This is a genomic window from Paenibacillus sp. OSY-SE (assembly GCF_000283315.1).
Lineage (GTDB): Bacteria > Bacillota > Bacilli > Paenibacillales > Paenibacillaceae > Paenibacillus_B > Paenibacillus_B profundus.
On the sequence record NZ_ALKF01000200.1, the window covers coordinates 65,079 to 84,760 of the forward strand.

General features: G+C 48.1%; 18 protein-coding genes and 1 riboswitch. Of the genes, 15 read left to right on the forward strand and 3 right to left on the reverse strand.

Features of this window, described 5'->3' with window-relative positions; genetic code table 11:
• The first annotated feature begins 26 nt into the window (after positions 1 to 26).
• The 6 genes from A372_RS34785 to A372_RS0126325 all read left to right on the forward strand — a co-directional run bounded on the left by A372_RS34785 (position 27) and on the right by A372_RS0126325 (position 6,565).
• Positions 27 to 551, forward strand: a complete 525-nt coding sequence (locus tag A372_RS34785; protein WP_019423912.1) for a response regulator — start codon at positions 27 to 29, stop codon at positions 549 to 551.
• 39 nt (positions 552 to 590) lie between these two features.
• The gene (locus A372_RS0126305) at positions 591 to 2,432 is read left to right on the forward strand and encodes a sensor histidine kinase (protein WP_019423913.1); all 1,842 of its coding nucleotides are present in this window, start codon (positions 591 to 593) and stop codon (positions 2,430 to 2,432) included.
• Between the two features lie 574 nt (positions 2,433 to 3,006).
• Positions 3,007 to 3,798 carry a transporter substrate-binding domain-containing protein gene (locus A372_RS0126310; protein WP_019423914.1) on the forward strand — a complete coding sequence of 264 codons (792 nt, stop codon included), beginning with the start codon at positions 3,007 to 3,009 and terminating at the stop codon, positions 3,796 to 3,798.
• Between the two features lie 87 nt (positions 3,799 to 3,885).
• On the forward strand, positions 3,886 to 4,542 hold the full coding sequence (locus tag A372_RS0126315; RefSeq protein WP_019423915.1) for an amino acid ABC transporter permease: 657 nt from the start codon (positions 3,886 to 3,888) through the stop codon (positions 4,540 to 4,542).
• Complete coding sequence (locus A372_RS0126320) at positions 4,535 to 5,257, forward strand: amino acid ABC transporter ATP-binding protein (RefSeq protein WP_019423916.1); 723 nt, start codon at positions 4,535 to 4,537, stop codon at positions 5,255 to 5,257. Before A372_RS0126315 ends, A372_RS0126320 begins: the two co-directional genes overlap by 8 nt.
• 351 nt (positions 5,258 to 5,608) lie before the next feature.
• A riboswitch (cyclic di-AMP (ydaO/yuaA leader) is annotated at positions 5,609 to 5,775 on the forward strand.
• 1 nt (position 5,776) lies between these two features.
• Entirely contained in the window at positions 5,777 to 6,565 is a 789-nt protein-coding gene (locus tag A372_RS0126325; protein ID WP_019423917.1) for a 3D domain-containing protein, read from the forward strand.
• Between the two features lie 105 nt (positions 6,566 to 6,670).
• Here the strand turns inward: A372_RS0126325 and A372_RS0126330 are convergent, their stop codons facing one another.
• Complete coding sequence (locus A372_RS0126330; RefSeq protein WP_019423918.1) at positions 6,671 to 8,251, reverse strand: bifunctional metallophosphatase/5'-nucleotidase; 1,581 nt, start codon at positions 8,249 to 8,251, stop codon at positions 6,671 to 6,673.
• Between the two features lie 368 nt (positions 8,252 to 8,619).
• Here A372_RS0126330 and A372_RS0126335 point away from each other — a divergent pair, with 368 nt between their 5' ends.
• Complete coding sequence (locus A372_RS0126335) at positions 8,620 to 10,260, forward strand: hypothetical protein (RefSeq protein ID WP_019423919.1); 1,641 nt, start codon at positions 8,620 to 8,622, stop codon at positions 10,258 to 10,260.
• 111 nt (positions 10,261 to 10,371) lie between these two features.
• Here the strand turns inward: A372_RS0126335 and A372_RS36725 are convergent, their stop codons facing one another.
• The gene (locus A372_RS36725) at positions 10,372 to 11,490 is read right to left on the reverse strand and encodes a polysaccharide deacetylase family protein (protein WP_019423920.1); all 1,119 of its coding nucleotides are present in this window, start codon (positions 11,488 to 11,490) and stop codon (positions 10,372 to 10,374) included.
• A 281-nt stretch (positions 11,491 to 11,771) separates the two neighbouring features.
• Here A372_RS36725 and A372_RS0126345 point away from each other — a divergent pair, with 281 nt between their 5' ends.
• From A372_RS0126345 to A372_RS0126375, 7 genes are all read left to right on the forward strand, one after another.
• Positions 11,772 to 12,473, forward strand: coding sequence for a dihydroorotate dehydrogenase electron transfer subunit (locus A372_RS0126345; protein ID WP_019423921.1), 702 nt, complete (start codon positions 11,772 to 11,774; stop codon positions 12,471 to 12,473).
• Positions 12,454 to 13,389: a dihydroorotate dehydrogenase gene (locus A372_RS0126350; protein ID WP_026011305.1), complete on the forward strand. Its 936-nt coding sequence runs from the start codon at positions 12,454 to 12,456 to the stop codon at positions 13,387 to 13,389. Before A372_RS0126345 ends, A372_RS0126350 begins: the two co-directional genes overlap by 20 nt.
• A gap of 39 nt (positions 13,390 to 13,428) precedes the next feature.
• On the forward strand, positions 13,429 to 13,836 hold the full coding sequence (locus A372_RS0126355) for a prenylated flavin chaperone LpdD (protein WP_019423923.1): 408 nt from the start codon (positions 13,429 to 13,431) through the stop codon (positions 13,834 to 13,836).
• A gap of 564 nt (positions 13,837 to 14,400) precedes the next feature.
• On the forward strand, positions 14,401 to 15,078 hold the full coding sequence (locus A372_RS0126360; protein ID WP_019423924.1) for a PspA/IM30 family protein: 678 nt from the start codon (positions 14,401 to 14,403) through the stop codon (positions 15,076 to 15,078).
• A 136-nt stretch (positions 15,079 to 15,214) separates the two neighbouring features.
• Positions 15,215 to 15,619, forward strand: coding sequence for a DUF350 domain-containing protein (locus tag A372_RS0126365; protein ID WP_026011306.1), 405 nt, complete (start codon positions 15,215 to 15,217; stop codon positions 15,617 to 15,619).
• Positions 15,620 to 15,651: 32 nt separating this feature from the next.
• Complete coding sequence (locus A372_RS0126370) at positions 15,652 to 16,158, forward strand: DUF4178 domain-containing protein (RefSeq protein ID WP_019423926.1); 507 nt, start codon at positions 15,652 to 15,654, stop codon at positions 16,156 to 16,158.
• 10 nt (positions 16,159 to 16,168) lie between these two features.
• Positions 16,169 to 16,921, forward strand: coding sequence for a DUF4247 domain-containing protein (locus tag A372_RS0126375; protein ID WP_019423927.1), 753 nt, complete (start codon positions 16,169 to 16,171; stop codon positions 16,919 to 16,921).
• Positions 16,922 to 16,981: 60 nt separating this feature from the next.
• On the opposite strand, the gene xerS is transcribed toward A372_RS0126375, so the two are convergent.
• On the reverse strand, positions 16,982 to 18,067 hold the full coding sequence (gene xerS / locus A372_RS0126380; RefSeq protein ID WP_019423928.1) for a tyrosine recombinase XerS: 1,086 nt from the start codon (positions 18,065 to 18,067) through the stop codon (positions 16,982 to 16,984).
• A gap of 231 nt (positions 18,068 to 18,298) precedes the next feature.
• On the opposite strand from xerS, the gene A372_RS0126385 reads away from it, so the two are divergent.
• Positions 18,299 to 19,660: an MATE family efflux transporter gene (locus tag A372_RS0126385; RefSeq protein WP_019423929.1), complete on the forward strand. Its 1,362-nt coding sequence runs from the start codon at positions 18,299 to 18,301 to the stop codon at positions 19,658 to 19,660.
• Positions 19,661 to 19,682: the final 22 nt, after the last annotated feature.

The window sequence follows — 19,682 nt, forward strand, 5'->3', positions numbered from 1 at the left end:
CGTCCTCATTGGAAGGAGGATAGGTTATGGGATTGTTTTTGTTCGTCATCTGTGCTGCTTCTGTCCCTTTTTTAATCTATTTGTATTTCAAATATGTAAAGCGAAGAGGAGCCGTCTCGAATGAACCACAGCCTGTAGAATGGAAGGGCTCTGCTTCCGTGTCAGATGATGCTTCTGTAGAAGACGTACATAAGAGTCATTTCTCTTTACTTATCGTGGAAGATCAATATCCGATTCGAGTGTTGTTGAGAGAGGCGCTTCATGACTTTCCCTGTGAAGTGCTGGAAGCGGAAACAGGAGCTCAGGCTCTGGAGCTGTTGCGCCAGTGCCCAAGCCGTATCGTGTTAATGGATGTAAGCTTGCCCGACCAGAGTGGACTTGACGTGTTGCGAACGATACGGACGATGCGTCCGAGTACAGAAGTGATTATGATGTCCGCATATAGCGATACCGAGAAGGTGAATGAAGCGAAAGCAGCGGGCGCAATTGGATTTTTTTCTAAACCGTTTGATCTTGAAGAGCTGCGCTTATACATTTCATCCAGATTGTAACCGACATCGATCCAGGCGTATTCGAATTCGGAGGATGCTATGAATAGAACGATTCCTCGGCAAATGATTATTCATATTGTTGTATCCGTCGCTGCAGCGATTGCCATTATTTTCGTCTTCTCCTACGAAGCCGTACGCTCGACGATTCGGAACAACACGGAAGAGAACTACATGAATCAAGTAAAAATGGCCGCTCACGAAGCGGAAGCGGCCATTCGCCACCATCGGCAGATGGTGGAAACCTATGCCCGTGTTATCCAAGGGATTTATGCTTCTTCCCGCAATATCAAGTCTGACCTGAACGATGTGACCGAAATGTACGCCCGCCAGCCGAATGAACTCGTGTTCGGATACTGGTTCTCCATGCAATCCGACTATGAGAAGCAAGGACGGTTCGCTTCTTGGTATGGAAACAATAAAGAAGGACGCTTGTCTAATTTATATCAAACGAATTACATCGATGAATCATTACCCCAATTCCGAGACGATCCTCGATACGACTTTTATCATGGTGCGGTGAAGAAGAATGGCACTTATATCACTTCGCCGTACATGGACCCTTATGTGAACCTCCCAATTATTTCGATCAGCACGCCGGTTACCGATGAGAGAGGCCGAGTGATTGGTGTGGCCGGTGTCGATATTCGATATGGTGACTTGCAACAGATTGCCTCCAAACTAACGATACATCCGACCAGCAAAATTTTATTAATTACGAACGAAGGTGACATTTTATACGATACGGATGACAAAGAGACTAACTTTTCCAACAATAATATTGACTCTGCTACCGAGTTGGTACCTATCATCAATGAGATTAAGGGGCAAAAAGAAACGGTCGTAATAACGAAATATCATGATCAGAAAATGTACGTTTTTTCTGTGCGTCTATCAGAACCGGCGTGGAGTGCAATGATTATGCTTCCTGTTGCTGTCGTCGATGAGGTCTTCGTGAACCTATCGATGATTTCAGTCGCCACCTTTTTGTTGCTTGTCCTCGCCATCTATTTACTCGTAGCCGTCTGGGTGCGTCAGTTAATTGCGAAGCCGCTTCATCAGCTCGTGTCTGCTTCTTCCCGAATTGCCGTCGGTAATTACAACGGCATGCTGCGCATCGAGACGAACAATGAATTCAGGCAGCTGGGCGAGCATATGAATCGCATGACGGAAGCGCTGCGAAAGCAGGTGCAAATTGAACAAGAAATGAAGCGTATGAGCTCATTGAAGATCGTCGGGGAGATGGCAGCGGCCCTCAGCCACGAGATCCGCAATCCGTTAACGACGGTACGGGGCTTTCTGCAACTGCTGCGAAGCAAGCCTGAACACGCCAAGGAGCATGTCTATTTCGATACGATGATAGAAGAGATAGAGCGGGCGAATACGATTATTACCGAATATTTAACGCTTGCGCAGCACAAGTTCGTACAATTCCGTTTCAAGTCATTAAACGATGTCATATCTCACATTTATCCGCTTGTCCAAGCGACAGCGACGGCAAATTGTCAATATATCCACTTGGATCTCCAGCAGACTCCAGCGCTAGAAATGGATGAGAAAGAGATTCGCCAGTTGCTCCATAATCTGATTCGCAACGGATTGGAGGCAATGGATGCAAATCAATCGCTGTACATACGAACTCGTTATGAAGAGGAGTCAGTATGGTTAGAGGTGGAGGATGAGGGCTCCGGCTTTGAAGAGAAAGTGCTCGAGTCTGCGGGAACTCCATTTGTAACGACGAAGGCGGAAGGTACAGGTCTGGGACTATCGATCTGCTATAGTATTGTGCATCGACATCAAGGCCAGTTAATGATTCAATCGGAACCTGGGAAGACTTTAATTAATGTGAAATTTCCAGTGAAGCAAGCGCCAGCTACAGAATAGACAGAGCTCAGCGATGATGCAAAATAAGCGAATGAATGAACGGGGAGAGAAGCTCTAATTGCGCCCCCCCCTCGCTCATCGTGCGGATGAGATGATGTCAGCAGGCATGACCGATGTCGGGCAATGCATCATATTCACATAAAATGCAACGATAGGCCCAGTCTTCTTGCTGCTGTATGATGCAATGAAGGCAGTAGGAATCGATAATACTTGGTGTTGTGATGTAAAATTATGACTTGTTAAATATTGGGTTGACTGTTCATGCGCTTGAAATACTTCATTCCCCAATTCCAGATGTGTTCCGATAAACTAAGAGATTTGTATTAAATGGTATGTTAGGAATAAATGGTTTTCAAAATACGCACTTTTGGATCTACAGAAATCAATCTCCTCATCACAGCTATGGTATTATCAACCATTGTATTATATCATAGGAAGGTTTCGGCAAGATGAAAGCGCCGCTATGAAAAATTATTGAAAAGAAGGATTGTATAAGTATACACCATCATGTATAATGAGTTCAGCCCTTCGAAATGATAGGGTAAAATAGATAGAAGAAGCGGGGATGTCATCTATGAAAGCACTGAAAATCGTTACCATATGCACACTATTAATGAGTCTTCTCATCGGTTGCGGAGCGAAGGGCGACCGTTATGATACAGTTATGGAGAACAAAAAGCTGGTGCTCGGAGTGAGCGCGGACTATCCGCCATTCGAGTTCCACGCAACGGTCGACGGGAAAGACGAGATTGTCGGATTTGATATTGAGCTCGCGAAGGAAATCGCGAAGGACTTAGGAGTGCCGCTTGAAATTAAGGACATGAAGTTCGACTCTGTCGTCGCATCTGTACCGACCGGAAAGATCGATATCGCCATCAGCGGCATGGACCCGACTCCTGACCGCCAGAAAGCGATGGATTTCTCCAAACCATACTATGTTGCCGAAGCTGGTGTCATCGTACGGGCGGAAGACAAAGATAAATACAAGTCACCCGAAGATATGAAAGGTTTGAAGGTAGGCGTTCAAAAAGGTTCTACGTTCGAGGATGTAATCGGACAAATTCCGGAAGCAAAAGCCGAGTTGCTGAATAAGGTGAACGACCTTGTGCTAGCGTTGGAAACGAAGCGTATTGACGCGGTTCTGGTAGAGAAGCCAGTAGCTAAATCTTATGAAGCCAATCGCAAGGAGCTGGCAGTAGCTGACGTCGTATTGAAGCCGGCGAGCGACGGTTATGCTGTCGGCATGCGCAAGGATAGCCCGAAATTGGTGGAAGCTGTGAACAAGACAATCGACCGTCTGAAGTCTGAAGGCAAGCTGGACCAGTTCATTACGCAGGCGACGGAGCTGGCGGAATCGGGAGAGTAAGGCAGGAGAAGGCGGCGGATAGCCGCTTTTTTCATGAGTTGGACACAATAGTGCTATATGAGCAAGGATGGGAAAGGGGTTAGACCGGTGCTCGATTGGTTTGGAATGTTATGGGACTTTAAATGGGATTATTTATCCGGGGCGAAAATAACGGTGCTGTTATCGTTGTTTTCCGTATTGGCTGGATTCATTTTAGGCGTTGTTATTGTCTTGGTGCGAATGTCCGGCTTCAAGCCATTGAAATGGCTGACGACCGCATATATTGAATTGGTGCGAGGCACGCCGCTTCTCGTGCAAATTTTTATCATTTATTTCGGTTTAACTGAATTCGGCATCGAGTTCAGTCCGTTTATGGCTGGAGTCGTCGCGGTATCGATTAACAGCTCTGCTTATTTGTCCGAAATCTTCCGCGCCGGCATTCAAGCAATCGATAGAGGGCAGGCCGAGGCTGCCCGCTCTTTGGGGATGTCAAAAGCGATGACGCTGCGACATATCGTGCTGCCGCAAGCGTTTCGCAACGTCCTGCCAGCGATTGGCAACGAGTTCGTGACCATTATAAAGGAAACGTCCATTGTCAGCTTCATCGGCATTACGGACATCATGTTCCAAACCGAGGTCATACGGAGTAAAACGTATACGGCTCTGGGGCCGCTTATGGGTGCGGCCATGATGTATTTCATTCTTACCTTTACGCTTTCCAAAGCGGTTGCAACTCTGGAAAGGAAGTTGAGCAGTCATGATTGAGGTTCGCAATTTGCATAAATCGTTCGGTGCATTGGATATTTTGAAAGGCATGAATATGTCGATCAAACAAGGCGAAGTTGTCGTCGTCATAGGGCCGAGCGGCTCAGGAAAGAGCACCTTTCTGCGGTGTTTGAATCTGTTGGAGACGCCGACGCAGGGTGATATTTTGTTCGAGGGCACGAAGATTAATGAGAAGAAGCATAATATTAACAAGACGCGTGAGAAGATGGGCATGGTGTTTCAGTCGTTCAATCTGTTCCCGCATATGACGGTGTTGAATAATATTACGCTTGCGCCGATTAAGGTGAAGCAGTTGAAGAAGAAGCAGGCAGAGATGGTTGCCATGGATCTGCTGACCAAAGTCGGTCTGGCTGACAAGGCCACGGCTTATCCAGGACAGTTATCGGGCGGTCAGAAGCAGCGTATCGCCATTGCCCGCGCACTCGCCATGCAGCCGCATGTCATGCTTTTTGACGAGCCTACGTCAGCTCTTGATCCGGAGATGGTGGGTGAAGTGCTGGAAGTGATGAAATCGCTCGCCAGTGAAGGAATGACGATGGTCATCGTGACTCATGAAATGGGCTTTGCCCGTGAGGTGGGAGATCGGATTTTATTTATGGATGGCGGCGATGTCGTGGAGCAGGGTACGCCAGAGCAAGTGTTCCAGCACCCGCAGCATTCCAGAACACGTGACTTTTTAAGCAAAGTATTGTAAAACACGATGAGTAACTATAATCTCCAGTAGTTAGGGATTTGGACAGAATGACCACTCCCCTAATTATGGGGATTTTTTTATGAAGTGAAACCAGATTGTTCAAATTCTCAAGCATCCGGTTGACGTACGCCTAAAATGCGGTTCATCTTTAGGGGATATTTGGAATATGTAATTTGTTTACAAATTTTTAAACTATGTTATTATAAAAGTGCGAATATTACAAAGTTGTTACTAGTAATTACAAAAGTGTTAGGATTAAGCGTTAAATTACGCTGAAAAAATCCATAGGGAGTCATTATTTCAAGACAATTCCAGCAAATCCCTGCGCACAGGTTACAAGTTTGTGATATGATGCAATTCAAGCCGAAACGAAGCACCCGTACGGGGGATGATTGACCGGTGTTCAATAAATGATCACCTTGGGGTGAATCGCCATTCCGAAAGATCGGACATGGTGTAGGGGAACTCCTTAACCCGAATCCGACAACTAACCCCGCAGGCTACTGACAGGAGGAACATATGCGTAAAAGAACAATTGTGAAGCTCGCAGCCGCTTTACTGGGTATAGCTACCATTTTACAGATCATCCCGGTATATGCCGAGCCCTACCAAGCTAAAGAGGGAGATACATTCTACTCTATTGCTAAAAAGCAAAATATTAGCGTAGAAGCTCTAGTAAATGAGAATCTATTGATTAATCCGAAGAATATATACGGCGGGTTGACAATGGAAATTCCGACGCCAGTCATTCAAGGAAAAGTATCGTCATCTTATTCCTTGCCTGCCAAGGCAATTGAGAGAGACAACAAAGATGACGCATCGAAGGCTTCAACAGAAGCACAGAAGGCAGCTAAGACTGAAGCAGTGGCACAGAAGGAAGCGAAGAAAGCAACGGGTGACAAGAAAAGATCCACACCACAACAAACAGTGAAAGCAGCAAATACTGCTCCTAAAAATGTGGTTAAAGTGTCGGGACGTCCGACAACCTATTCGAAGAAGCTGAACATGCGCGCAACTGCGTATACAGCGCATCCGAGCGAAAATGGTGAGTGGGGAGCCGTAGATTTCTACGGGAATGCATTGAAGCTGGGCACGGTTGCCGTTGACCCTAAAGTGATACCGCTCGGAACTAAGCTGTTCATTACAGGCTATCAATTCAAGCATCTGCCGCAAGGAGGACTCGTAGCTGAGGCACGGGATATTGGCGGGGCGATTAAAGGTAAAAAGGTAGACATTTTTGTTCCGGTAAGCAAAAGTGCCGGCAGCACTTTCGGCGTGCAAGATGTGCAGGTTTATATTATCAAATAACAATTGCAATTATACTTAAGTAACCAAAATGTGAAGAGGCTGTCCCGAAAGTAGAGAAAACTACTAGAGGGGCAGTCTCTTTTACATAATTATGTGCTGATCTATTCAATCCCAAATGACCTTCCAATTATGATTTACCGTTGCGGTAATTGTGCCCTGCTTCATCATATAGTCTGCGATAAGCTCGGCTGTGTCAATCGGAATATCACGAACGACCGGCTTGCCGGAGAACATTTGGAACCCGCCGGCTCCTGAAGCGCGATAATGGTTCATGGCGACATCATATTCCTTGTCCGGATCAAGGGGCTGTCCGTTCCGTGCCAGTTGTACGATACGTGTGCCTACCGGTCGGGACACGTTCATGACATACTCTATGCCTTCCCACATGTCATAATTGTAGTGCTGCGCTTTGGGATAGAGGAAGGACGAGTGAACGGCCACTGATTGACCGTCATATGGCGCAAAGTAGCGGGCAGACCATTCCAGAGCGTCCCGGATATCGCGTCCCTTCAACCGCAACACCTTCAATGTGTTGGAATACGGACAAAATGTGGTTATTTCGCGCATGGATACCTGATTGCCGAATCCAGCAGCGCTATCGTCAAATAAGGCGGTGCATGAAATATCCGTGCCCGATACGTCCATCTGCACACGGTTGATGAACTCGATTAAAGGGTGCTCGGCAAGCCGGGCCTCATGGGGATCACGTATTCGCATATCCCCGTTAATTCGGCAAATGGGGCGGTCAAGCCAACGCTGGACATTCACTTCGTAAGGCGTAATCCATTCGCTAAGCTCACGGTCGGCTTCAGCGCCTGCCGCGGCAATCAACTGAGAGCGTTTCTCGCTGACGAGCCAGCGGCCATCTTGACGAGTAAGAAGCAATTCAATTTCGGCCGCGTACCGGCCTTGACTTCCCGGTTGAACAACAATAGTGTCCCCGATATTGCCGCTGGCAATGGTCCGGTGCTGATGTCCGGTAATGAGCACGTCGATGCCTTCCACTTCTGCGCATATCCGTGAGCCTTCATTTTCCCCCGTATCCTCCTCGAGAGCAGCTCCCGTGCGTAAATCTCTTTCCAGACCGCCGTGATAAGCGATGATAACGATGTCGGCTCCTTTACAGCTCCGTAATTCAGGCACCCACTGCTTGGCGGCTTCTACAGCCGGCAGGAAATGCAGGCCAGCGATATGCTCAGGCAGTTCCCAATGTGGGGTGAAACGGGTGGTCAGTCCGAGCACGGCTGCGCGCAGCCCGCCAGCAAATTCCGTTATGAAGTAAGGGTCGCCAAAGTATGGTTTTCCCGTATCCTCTCGCACAATGTTGGCCGCCAACCAGGGAAACGAAGATTCGCGCTGCGCTTTTTTCACAAAATCAAGACCGAAATTAAATTCGTGGTTGCCCGGGATGAATGCGTCATATTTAAGACGATTCAAGGCGGCAATCATCGGATTGGGGGACTGCGGATCGAACCGGGCATGATAAGTAGCCAAAGGTGTTCCTTGCAGAAGGTCGCCGTTATCGATGAGAAGAAAATGCTCCTTGTCTGCGCGGACCTGCCGAATCCGTGAAGCGAGCTTTAGCAGACCCAATTCTTCGGGGGCGTTGTCAGCGTACCGTGTGGGCAGCATGTGGCCATGCACATCGCTTGTGGCCCATATCGTCAAGGTGAATGATTCGCGCATTACGGATGACCTCCTATAAGAGATTTTCATGCTGGGATGTCGCGATGAACTTTTATCACTGTTGTTGGCAAATCCCTGTTTTCCAATGCCTGCTCGATATAAAACCTTATTCGATGCGAACGAAATGATTCCTTCGCTGCCGCCACAGATTAACAAAATCATTACACAAAAGTAGTGTGGATAAAATTTACATAATTTTATCATGAAACTGCTGCCTTTCATGATACGCTATAGAAGCGCAGCAAGAAGGAGTGCGGCTCTGTAAGTCTTCCGGGATGCTCATATGCTGCAAGAAATTTATAGTTGAAAGCTTCCGGCTGCGGAAAAAGTCCGCTGGAACTTTCGTAACTGAAGAGGAGGGGAATTTCATGATTACGAGTAAACGTATTGGGCGCTTGCTGCTGATCGTTGGCTTGATGTTCAGCCTTATGATGCCAGTCAGCTCCGTCCTGGCCGAAGGGCCGTCGGATCCGGCGCCGGTGCTTCAACCCGTTGGCGTTCCTAACGGGAAAACCGTATTGTTCGATAACGCGCACGGACAGACGGCCGGTGCCGCGGACTGGGTCATTGATGGGGCTTTTTCCGATTTTGCCTCAGCTCTGGCTAAGGAAGGCTACCACGTCAAGGAACTGCGCAAAAAAGAACCGATTGCGCTGAACGATCTGGAAAATGCTAATGTTTTTGTCATTCCGGAAGCGAATATTCCCTTCAAAACGTCCGAACAACAGGCAATGGCGCAGTATGTGCACAATGGAGGCAGCATTTTCTTCATCGCTGACCACTATAACGCAGATCGCAACAAAAACCGTTGGGATGCTTCGGAAGTGTTCAATGGGTACCGTCGCGGAGCATGGCAGGATCCGACGGCAGGCATGAGTGCGGAGGAACGCCAATCTGCAGCAATGCAGAATGTATCAAGCTCGGATTGGCTGGCGGATAACTTCGGCATACGGATTCGCTATAATGCCCTTGGCGATATCAACTCCGACTACATTGTGCCCTCGCCCCAAGCCTTTGGCATCACTGAGAATGTGAAGACCGTGACTATGCATGCCGGCTCGACTTTAGCGATTACAGATCCTGCCAAGGCGAAGGGGATTGTGTATATTGCAGCAACCAACAAAGCGTGGCCCAACGCAGTCGACCAAGGCGTGTATAACGGCGGTGGCTTGGCGGAAGGCCCATATGCGGCGATTGCCAAGGCCGGTCTGGGGAAAGCAGCCGTTATCGGTGATTCTTCTCCGGTGGAGGACAGCACGCCGAAGTATTTGCGGGAGGAAAATGGCGCAGCAAAGAAAACATACGACGGCTTTTACGAACGGGACAATGATAAGCTGTTGGTCAATATAGTGAACTGGTTGTCTGTAAAAGAGAGTTATACTTCATTAAGCCAAGTGCCCGGACTTACTTTGGATCAACCAACCGCACTGTTGGCGCAGGAGTCGCCGCAGAGTTCCGTGGAACCGAAACCCGAGCCTTGGGCCAGCCCGGCTTCAGGATATAAATGGTGGGATTCATCCACGTTCAAGCAGGGCTCTTACGGGTATGATTCTTCGTCACCCGGCGAGCCTCCAACCGGAGATGGAGAAGGATTCGAGTCCGGCAGCAAAGGAGCTTATGCGGCTGGCACCGTGACGCTCGACAGCGGATTATGGCTGTTTGATAATGCGCTCATCGGCGACCTGCCGAATGACAAGAAGAACGGAGCCAAATCGGCCCGCATTCGCGCAGCCGGGTTCATTGCCATGAATGATGATGTGGAAGGGGCCGAGAGTGTCACATTGCAACATGCCAACTTCGGCAATGACACCGGCGCGGTCTGGAAGCTGCAGAAGTCGACGGACGGCGGTTCCACATGGAGCGATGTTGGAGAATCGTACAACAGCGGCGCCAGCTTGGCCGATAAGACGATCGAGGTGAACGAGACGGGGGCCGTCCGGTTCAAAATTGTCGTTGCCGGAGTTTCAGGCAAACGAATCAATATCGATAACTTCCAAATCAACCGCTGACAGACATTTCAAGTTACAAGCAAGCTCTCATTATTGCCACGGTGACTGATAAGAGGCCGTTTGCCGCACCGCGCGGCAGGCGGCCTCCTTTTCTTGACAAAGCCCTTCCGCTCAATCATCCCGCTTCTCTTTACGATCTTGCAACAGCTCGGATACCGTAACGAACTCGTAATTCTGAGCCTTCAGACGATTGATAATTGCAGGTAACGCTTTAACTGTGCCTTGCAAGTACCCGTTGTGCGCACTGCCGCCTGCATGCTGCAGCACAATCGAACCGGGTGACACCCCGTTCACTACGTTGCGGATAATTTGCGATGCGCTTAATCCGCGCCAATCATTCGAATCGACGTCCCAATTCACGACCAGATAACCATGGTCACCTGCCCAACGCAGCTGTTTCTCACTAATTTCACCATAAGGCGGTCGAAAATAACGCGGTTTATATCCGACGATTTGTTCAATAACACGTTCTGTATCTTTCAATTGATGTTCAAATGCAGGTAACGTCAGCTTGGTTAACAATGGGTGATTATACGAATGATTACCGATGATATGACCTTCACGCACAATTCGTTGAACAAGCTCGGGATGTGCTTTCGCACGGGAACCGACGAGAAAGAAAGTAGCTCGTATGTTATGCTCCTTCAAAATATCCAATACTAACGGTGTGGCTCGGTTATCGGGAACATCGTCGAATGTGAGTGCGACTTGACGGGAGCCTTGAGCCTTGCCGCGCAGCTTGAATATATGCGGATATTTCATTCTGAGCTGGGCAATGGACAGATTCTGTCGCTTATTTAAGCTGGATTGTGAACTTTGGGAAGTCGATCTGACTTCAGAAGACTTGTTCCATGTTCGTTCTTTGGAGTGAGTGTTATTTTTTGTATCTTTCTTGTTCGCTGCTTTATGTTCTAACTGTTTTTTGTTTGCGGTATTTATCGTGAAGCGTAGGATACGGCGTTCTTGCTTGCGCTCTTCCTTCTTCGGTAAGGATAATGTTAACGGACTTGCGGTAGAGCCGTCCGTATTCAGGCCGATCGAACGCGGCCATATCGAGTTAGGATCCTGATTCCAGGGGGAATGACTTCCAGATGGCCGAGCGGATTCAACGGCAGATGACGGCGTTGGTTGTGAAGGCGATGTTGGGGGTGCAGCATCACGTGAACGCGGGAAGCAACCGGTCGTACATAACAAACAGAGCATGACTAAGCTAAATAACCATTTACGCATGGAATCTTTCCCCTTTCCCGTTAATGTTCCTTGTTCTTGTTATGTCCTTGACGAAAGGGAAATATGCTCATGAACTGCTTGTCATAAAAGGGAAATGTTCGCATACGGTTGATCCAATAATAAAATGGAAAGTAATTCGCTTACCTAGAACTTGTTGCTAATATTCTGAAAATTTGCGCAACCCTTGTCACATTTGCTTTCATTTGTGATGATTCTCACAGATGCTTTGTTCCGGAAACAGGCATAGTAGTAGTTGTTAAAGCTAAAAAAGGAGCATACCCGTGTACACGATTCTTTCCAACGAACGCATCTCTGAAGGCATTTACCTCATGACGGTGGAGGGACAATTTCAAGCCCGTATGGGGCAGTTCTATATGCTGCGGGCTTGGAACCAAGCACCCGTACTTTCCCGTCCAATCAGCATTTGCAATATGGAGAAAGACTGTATTCAATTCCTGTATAAGATTGCAGGGGAAGGCACCCGACTGTTCGCATTGTTACGTGCCGGTGATTCCATTCAATTGGAAGGTCCGTTCGGCAACGGCTTTCCCGACGTTCAAGGCCGTACGGCGTTAGTCGGCGGGGGAATTGGAATCGCGCCGTTGCTCTATACGGCGAAGCAGCTGGACAATCCGGATATTTATCTCGGATTTCGCGGCCAATCTTATATGACCGAAGCATATGAACCCTATGCAAATGAACTTATCGTGCGTGTAAATGGAAATTTGCTCTACGATTTGGACATGAAAAAGTATGACAATGTGCTCGTGTGCGGTCCGCTCGGCATGATGAAAGCGGCCGCCCTCATGGCGGAAGGACTGGATACGAAGGTGTACGTATCTTTCGAGAAGCGTATGGCTTGCGGCATCGGCGCTTGCTATGTATGTTCGGTCATGAACAAGAACGGCAACCGCAAAGTTTGCGCAGATGGGCCAGTATTTTTGGCGGAGGAGGTGGAATGGCATGCGGAACTTAGCTTGTAATGTAGCGGGCATACCGTTCAATAATCCGATTGTTATGGCATCTGGCACCTTCGGATTTGGACAGGAGTATGCCAAGCTGTATGACATTAATAAATTGGGCGGCATCTCATGCAAAGGTCTTACGCTGCATCCCCGCAAGGGCAATCCAGGCGCGCGCGTCTGGGAGACGGCTGGCGGTATGTTGAACAGTGTGGGACTTGAAAATCCGGGCATTGACGCATTTCTGGAAGACGAAATGAAGTTCTGGGAGACGATTGAGCCTGTTAAAATCGCTAACCTTGGCGGCAGCAATATTGAAGAATATGTACTTGGCGCGCTGAAAATAACGAAAGATGCGGAAGAACGCCGCAAACAAAATCAACGTGCCGTCGATATGATTGAATTGAATATCTCATGTCCAAACGTGAAGGAAGGCGGAATGGCCTTCGGTGTTAAGACAGCTGTGGCGCGAGAGGTCATTCGCGAGGTGCGGCAAGTGACGTCGCTTCCGCTTGCTGTGAAGCTGTCGCCGAACGCTGAGAATATCGTAGATATGGCTGTCATGTGTGAAGGTGAAGGAGCGGAATGCGTCTCACTAATCAATACGTTCTCTGGCATGAAGATCGATATATATCAGCGCCGCAGCGTATTCCATAATATGTACGCGGGCTTGTCCGGACCATCCATTAAACCTATCGCGCTTCGGATGGTGCATCAAGTGGCGCAGCAAGTGACGATTCCGGTCATGGGCATGGGCGGCATCGCTTCCGCCTCGGATGTCATCGAATTCATTATGGCTGGTGCCGAGGTAGTGCAAGTCGGAACCTATAACTTTATGAACTTGCGCGCTGGCGAGGAACTGCTTGCAGGCATCCGCAGCTTCATGGAGCTGGAAAATATTCAAAGCTTAGATGAAATCCGCGGCATTATTCAATAAGATCGAGGGATCGTTGTAAATAAAGAGGTGCTGCAATTGATGACGAATGACGCTGGTGCAGGGTACGTGAATGCCGCTATGGAAGAGCAGGCCGACAAGCTGGAGCAGTTGGCTTCCGCCTCTTTTTATGGAGACGACTTGAGCATTCAGGTTTTACAGGTCGGGAGAGACTGGATGTTTGCGATTACCGGCGGTGACCCGCATATCGGCGCGGTATCGACTGCTTCGAAGGATGATGGAGAGTGGAAAGTAAAGACGATCCCCGTCCCCGGCCACAAGGAACATGTGTTAACCGGGCCGATGGCGTTGCAGGCGGCGCAATTCTTGAAGACGACAGTCACGGTCGTGGCAGGCATCCATTACGATAATTTGACGGCGGCGGACATTGATATGGTCGTCGACAAAGTGTGGAAACGGTTTTTGCTGGAATTGAATACACTGTTGTGAACTTGTGCATGTAAAGTGTAACTGAGAAGACAACGGTATTAAGTTCGAATAGGGAGCGCCTGATTGAGGCGCTCTTTCTCTTTGATTATATAAAAAATATGGAATAGATTGCGAAGGGAAATACGTCTTTTAGTATATGCTCACTCTTCCAGTCGTTCAGAAGCCGCACAGCCGAGGATTCTAAGAGTTCGATGAGTAGTTAATGCTCCATATAATAATCACGTTCTGATGCGTCATGAAGAGCTCACTGAGGTAAGGGGAGAGCGGTGCTAAGAGGTGGATCAAGCAACATGGTCAGCAGCGAATGCGTGATTTTAGCCTATTTGCGCATTCATTATGAATTCAGTTCGTGACGTTGTTGCTGCGTTCTGAGCATGTAGAAATGGGGGAGTGAGAGGCGGCTTGTGACGTAATTGTGTGTGAGCTTGTGGAAGCCGAATTTGAAAGGTATAATTTTTTGAAACAACTAACGAAATAATTCGTATGTATGGGTATTGAGACATAATATCATAGATAATGGATTTTCGTTTCAAGGTCTATGATTCTAAAGGAGGAAACGATACAATGTCATTATTTAAACGTTTACGTGATGTAACAATGTCCAACATTTTCGCCTTGATTGAGAAGGCAGAGGATCCCATTAAGATGACTGATCAATATTTGCGTGACATGCAGGAGGATCTGGAAGAAGCAGAGCGTGCCGTGGCACAGCAAATCGCGATCGAGAAGCGGTTCAAGCAATCGTATGAAGAGCAAGCCGCACTTGTGCAGAAACGCGAAGAGCAAGCTCATATTGCTGTTCAAGCAGAGAATCTGGACTTGGCGCGCCGCGCGCTGGAAGAGAAAAAATCTGCTGAGCAGAAGATGGATGAGTACAAGACGAGCTACGACCAGAATAAGGCATCTGCAGATCAATTGCGTGCCAAGCTGGAAGAAATGCGCAAACAATACTCTGATATGAAAAATAAGCGCGAAACGCTCGTTGCCCGGTTCAACGCTGCGAAGGCGCAGACCGAAATTAATAAAGCGATGGCGGGCTTCAGCTCAGACACCGCAATGTCCGGTCTGAAGCGTATGGAAGACAAAATGCTTCAAATGGAAGCGCAAGCGGAAGCCAGCAATGAAATGCGCGGTTCCGGCTCCAAATCGCTGGATGACGAATTTGCCAGCTTAAGTAAAGACAAAGGTGTGGAAGACGAGTTGGCGGCGATTATGAAAAAGTATGAAAAACCTGCCGAGTAATGATTTCGAGAAGACGCTTGTGTCAGGCAAGCGTCTTTCTTCCATCAATTAGACAATATGGGACATGCAATTATGCTGCATAGTCGTATGATGACCATGTTAGCATGAAGGAGGATTATGCTTGGAAAGACTTAATATCACGATGGATAATATTACGGGCATTGCCGTCTGGACGGGGACAGGAGCGCTGCTGCTGTTCTTGCTCATGTTCGTGGATTCTCTATTTACCGGCTATAAGGATGTTCACGAAATGAGGCAGGGGAATGTGGCAGTGACGACGCGGTTCATTATGAAGCTCTTCTCACAAGGGTACATACTGTCCAGCTCGATCAAAGTCGCATATAGCTTGGGCGAAGCACTGCTTATGTCTGTCGTATCCTTTGTCATTCTGCTTATTCTGGAGCTGATTTTCCGAGTCTTGTTCCGCGGCCTGTTCAGTATGAATTTGGAAGAGGGAACGAAGCAAGGAAACATGTCTTATGCTCTGGTGGCAGGATCATTACATGTCGTAGGCGCGCTAATCATTGCAGCTTGCTTGTAATTGTAATTATGAGACAGAAGGAGACGAATGTCATGAGCTTGTGGAAACGGTTAAAGAACATCATGGCGAAGCCTGAACCGTCCAAACCGGAGAAGACATCGTCTGCGCTCGACCCAGGTGATATTTGCGAAGTATCACTCGTAAGCTACGAGGTAACCGGTAGAACGGATTGGCGTACCCGCAATGCAGCATGGCTGACGATGCGGGATGGCGCTCGAATTAAATATTTGTTAGTGGAACAGCGTGAACAGCCAATTTACAGCTTATACGAGGCCATCGACGGCCGCTTGGATGGCGTCGAAGAGGTCCCGACCGAAGTGGAATTGGATGGAAGATGGTTTTTTTTAGAAGACCAGTATAATGGAAGAGTTATGTGTACCGGTCAGACCCCGTTCGGAGTGGCAGGGGAGCAATATGTATGGCAGTATCAATCCGACGATCGCAAGCTGTTGCGTATCGAATGGCAGGACGGTCGGTTTCAGTTGTATGAGGGTGATTCCGTAATTTCAGCCGATGTGCGCATTCTGCGCCGGACATAAGGGGCCGCCTATGCGTAAGATTGGATTAGACGCCATTAAATGGACGATTATTGTTTGTCTTATCGTTCCCCTGCTAGCGGCATGCGGGCAGTTCGATTTATCAGAGTCGTACCCGCTTGAATCGGTTACGCGTGAAGGACAAAGCACTTCTTATATTTATCGGGCTGTTGATACGTCCGTTCCTGATGCTGCTCAGGCGATCGCTGATAAGCGCAAGCCGGATCAAATATCGGAACGTAGCGATGAGAGAATGTTTCTGGTCTACCGCGATGAATTAATTCAAATCCAGCAGGACCCGAAGAAGCCGGAAGATAGCCTGATCGAAGTAGATTCCAAGGAATACGTCAGACAAAACTATGACCGCAGCTTCTTGGAAACTTATATTACGTATAAGGTACTGGATAGTCTATTCGATTCTGTGCGCGGATTTGGGAAATACCGCGGATATACGGATCGGGGCAATTATGCCCCTTCGAAGCCGTATCGCAAGCCGACCGTAGAGGATAAGAAGAAAGCCCCGCCGATTACGGTTGATCGCAAGGGCTCCATCTTCCGCAGAGGCTCCGATAAGGATACGACCGTCGGCAGCGGGGGCAGCATCTTTAAGCGGCAGCCTTCTGACGGAAGCTCCAAGGGATCGATTTCACGGAACAAAGATGGCGGCGTTCGTTCGCCGAAGTACAATCCGCCTAAGGTGAAAAAGTATAAGCCACCGAAAACGCGAGTCGGTTCAGGCAGCATCTTCCGCCGGGGCCGACGATAAAGCAGTAACCATTAATCACCGCCCATTCCTTCAAGAATGTGGCGGTGATTTCATTATATTCTAAGATTCATCCTGACGTCGTTCAATCGCTTCGGACATCGTCTTATCGGTAAGATGGGCATATATTTCGGTCGTCTCGGTAGAGGCGTGCCCTAGCTGCTCTTTCGTCTTGTAAATGTCATTTTGCAAATAGTAGTCCGTTGCGAAGGAATGACGCAATTTGTGCACCGTCAATGCGGGTTTCCCGTATCGCTTCGCGTATTTAATAATCATTTGCTGAATAGCGCGCTTCGTCATTCGTTTGCCTTCGGTTTCACCGTTCTTGATGGCAAGAAAAAAGGCTTTCTCCCGTTTGGGAGCAGCATAGCGCGTAGCACGCAGTTCCATGTAATCAACCAGGTCTTGCTTGGCGCTGTCTCGAAAATAGACGGGAGTTTTGAACGTCTCGTCGTTGTGGCCTTTACGGTACACATAGACAAGTTTATTGTTCAAGTCAACATCATCCATATTTAAATTCACAACTTCGCTTACACGCAGTCCCGAATTGAGGATTAGGCTGACGATGGCTGCATCCCGCACTGCGTTCAAAGAGTGCGCATAAGCGGCTTGTTTGTTATCCGCGACATCATGTGCGTAGCCTTCACGAACATATCCGATGAACACGTCGATTTCATCTTCCTCCAGCAGTTTTCCCTTCAGCTTGGATGCGGTGTCTTTCGGTTTATGTACACGCTTAATCTCAATCTTCGCCATCACATTGCGTTTTAACAGCGGATAGAACTCTTCATCCTCGGCAATCTGGCTCAAATAATGAAAGAGCGATCGCAAAGACGATAATTTGCGTGACACCGTTACTCTAGCATTCGTCGTCTCTTTATAAGTCGTTAAATAAATGCGAAACGAAGTAATATGCTCCATGCGCAGCGATTCCAAATTGAGCAGCGTCACGTCTTTCAACGCGGTGGCCTCGGTCAATCGCTCGACGATGAGCCATCCGAAAAAAATCTCGTAGTCCCGAACATACTCCAATAGAGAAGAGGGGGACAGATCAGGCAGCTTGTATTCGATAAATTGCTGAACATACCACGGCAAGGTTGGAAGTTTATCGTTCAAGACAGCCCGGTCTCGTATCTTTTGAATTGTCATCTTATTCAACCCTCCATCAGTATCACTATTGTATCGGAACCAGCGTTTCTACGCAAAGAATATGGTCGCATTCTGAGTAGGTTTGGTATTTGCTCTAATATTGATGGACGGGTGCCTTCTCTTCACGGTTATGTTTTCTCCACAGTTACGAATATGTGTTGATTATTTAAATTGTGTCATATATAATAGTCTGATTATGTGTCTTTAAAGAGATAAGGAGTCTTATGTAATATGAAACAAACGTATACGTTGAAGCAGAAGTTGATTCAGCTGCTATATATTTTGCTGCCTATTTTTGTGACGCAGGTGGCTATGCAGCTGATGACGTTTTTCGATACGGTCATGTCAGGCAATTACAGCACGACCGATCTTGCTGGGGTTGCGATTGCAACGAGCATTTGGGCGCCGGTCTATACCGGATTAAGCGGAATTTTTCTGGCAGTAACGCCGATTGTTGCACAGCATCTCGGAGCTGGTCGCAAAGATTCTATCGCGCCTAACGTCACGCAAGCTGGATATTTATCGATATTGGTCGGATTCGGTGTCATTATTATCGGTTACTTCACACTTGAACCACTCTTGGCGGCGATGAAGCTGGAGCCTGAGGTTCATCGCGTCGCCAAGCAGTATTTGGCAGCGTTGGCCATTGGAATCGTTCCTTCCTTCGTATACACCGTTCTGCGTGCAAGCATTGATGGGTTGGGACTCACGCGTGTGACGATGTTTATCACACTGCTCTCCTTCCCGATTAACGTGCTGTTGAATTACTTGTTTATATTTGGACGTCTCGGCTTCCCGCAGTTGGGTGGAGTCGGAGCGGGTCTCGCTACAGCGATTACATATATCATCATTACGATCATCGCCATCGTGTTTCTACGCCGCAGCGACATGATGCGGACGATGGGAATCCTTCGTCAGTGGGGAGGCGTGTCGCTCTCCCGTTGGAAAGAAGTGCTTCGCATCGGGATGCCCATTGGTCTGTCCATATTTTTTGAAGTGAGCATCTTCGCCGCGGTGACTTTATTCATGAGTAAATATGACACGGCAACGATTGCGGCGCATCAATCCGCTTTGAACTTCTCATCGCTTCTATATATGCTGCCGCTCAGCATTGCGATGTCGTTGACGATTATGGTCGGATTCGAAGTTGGGGCTAAGAGATTTGCGGATGCCAAAATCTATGCAAGAATCGGTATGTTCTCGGCGATGGGACTCTCCTCGTTGTGCGCCTTCTTCCTGTTTTTGTTCCACAGTGGAGTGGCTGGTCTGTACACGCTGGATCCGCATGTACGGGAGATTACAGAGTCGTTTCTTATTTTTGCGATATTCTTCCAACTGTCCGACGCGATTGCAGCTCCGGTACAGGGAACGCTGCGAGGTTATAAAGATGTGACTGCCGTATCCATTATCGCGTTTGGCTCTTACTGGGTAATCGGCCTTCCGCTCGGATACGTTCTAGCGAACTGGACATCGCTAGAAGCTTACGGATACTGGATTGGTCTCATTAGCGGTTTGGCTGTTGGCGCGATTGCATTGTTCTCCCGTCTGGCAATTATCGAGCGGCGGATGCGCAGCGAACAAGCCAAGGCTTAGCATATTTGAATAATGTCATTAT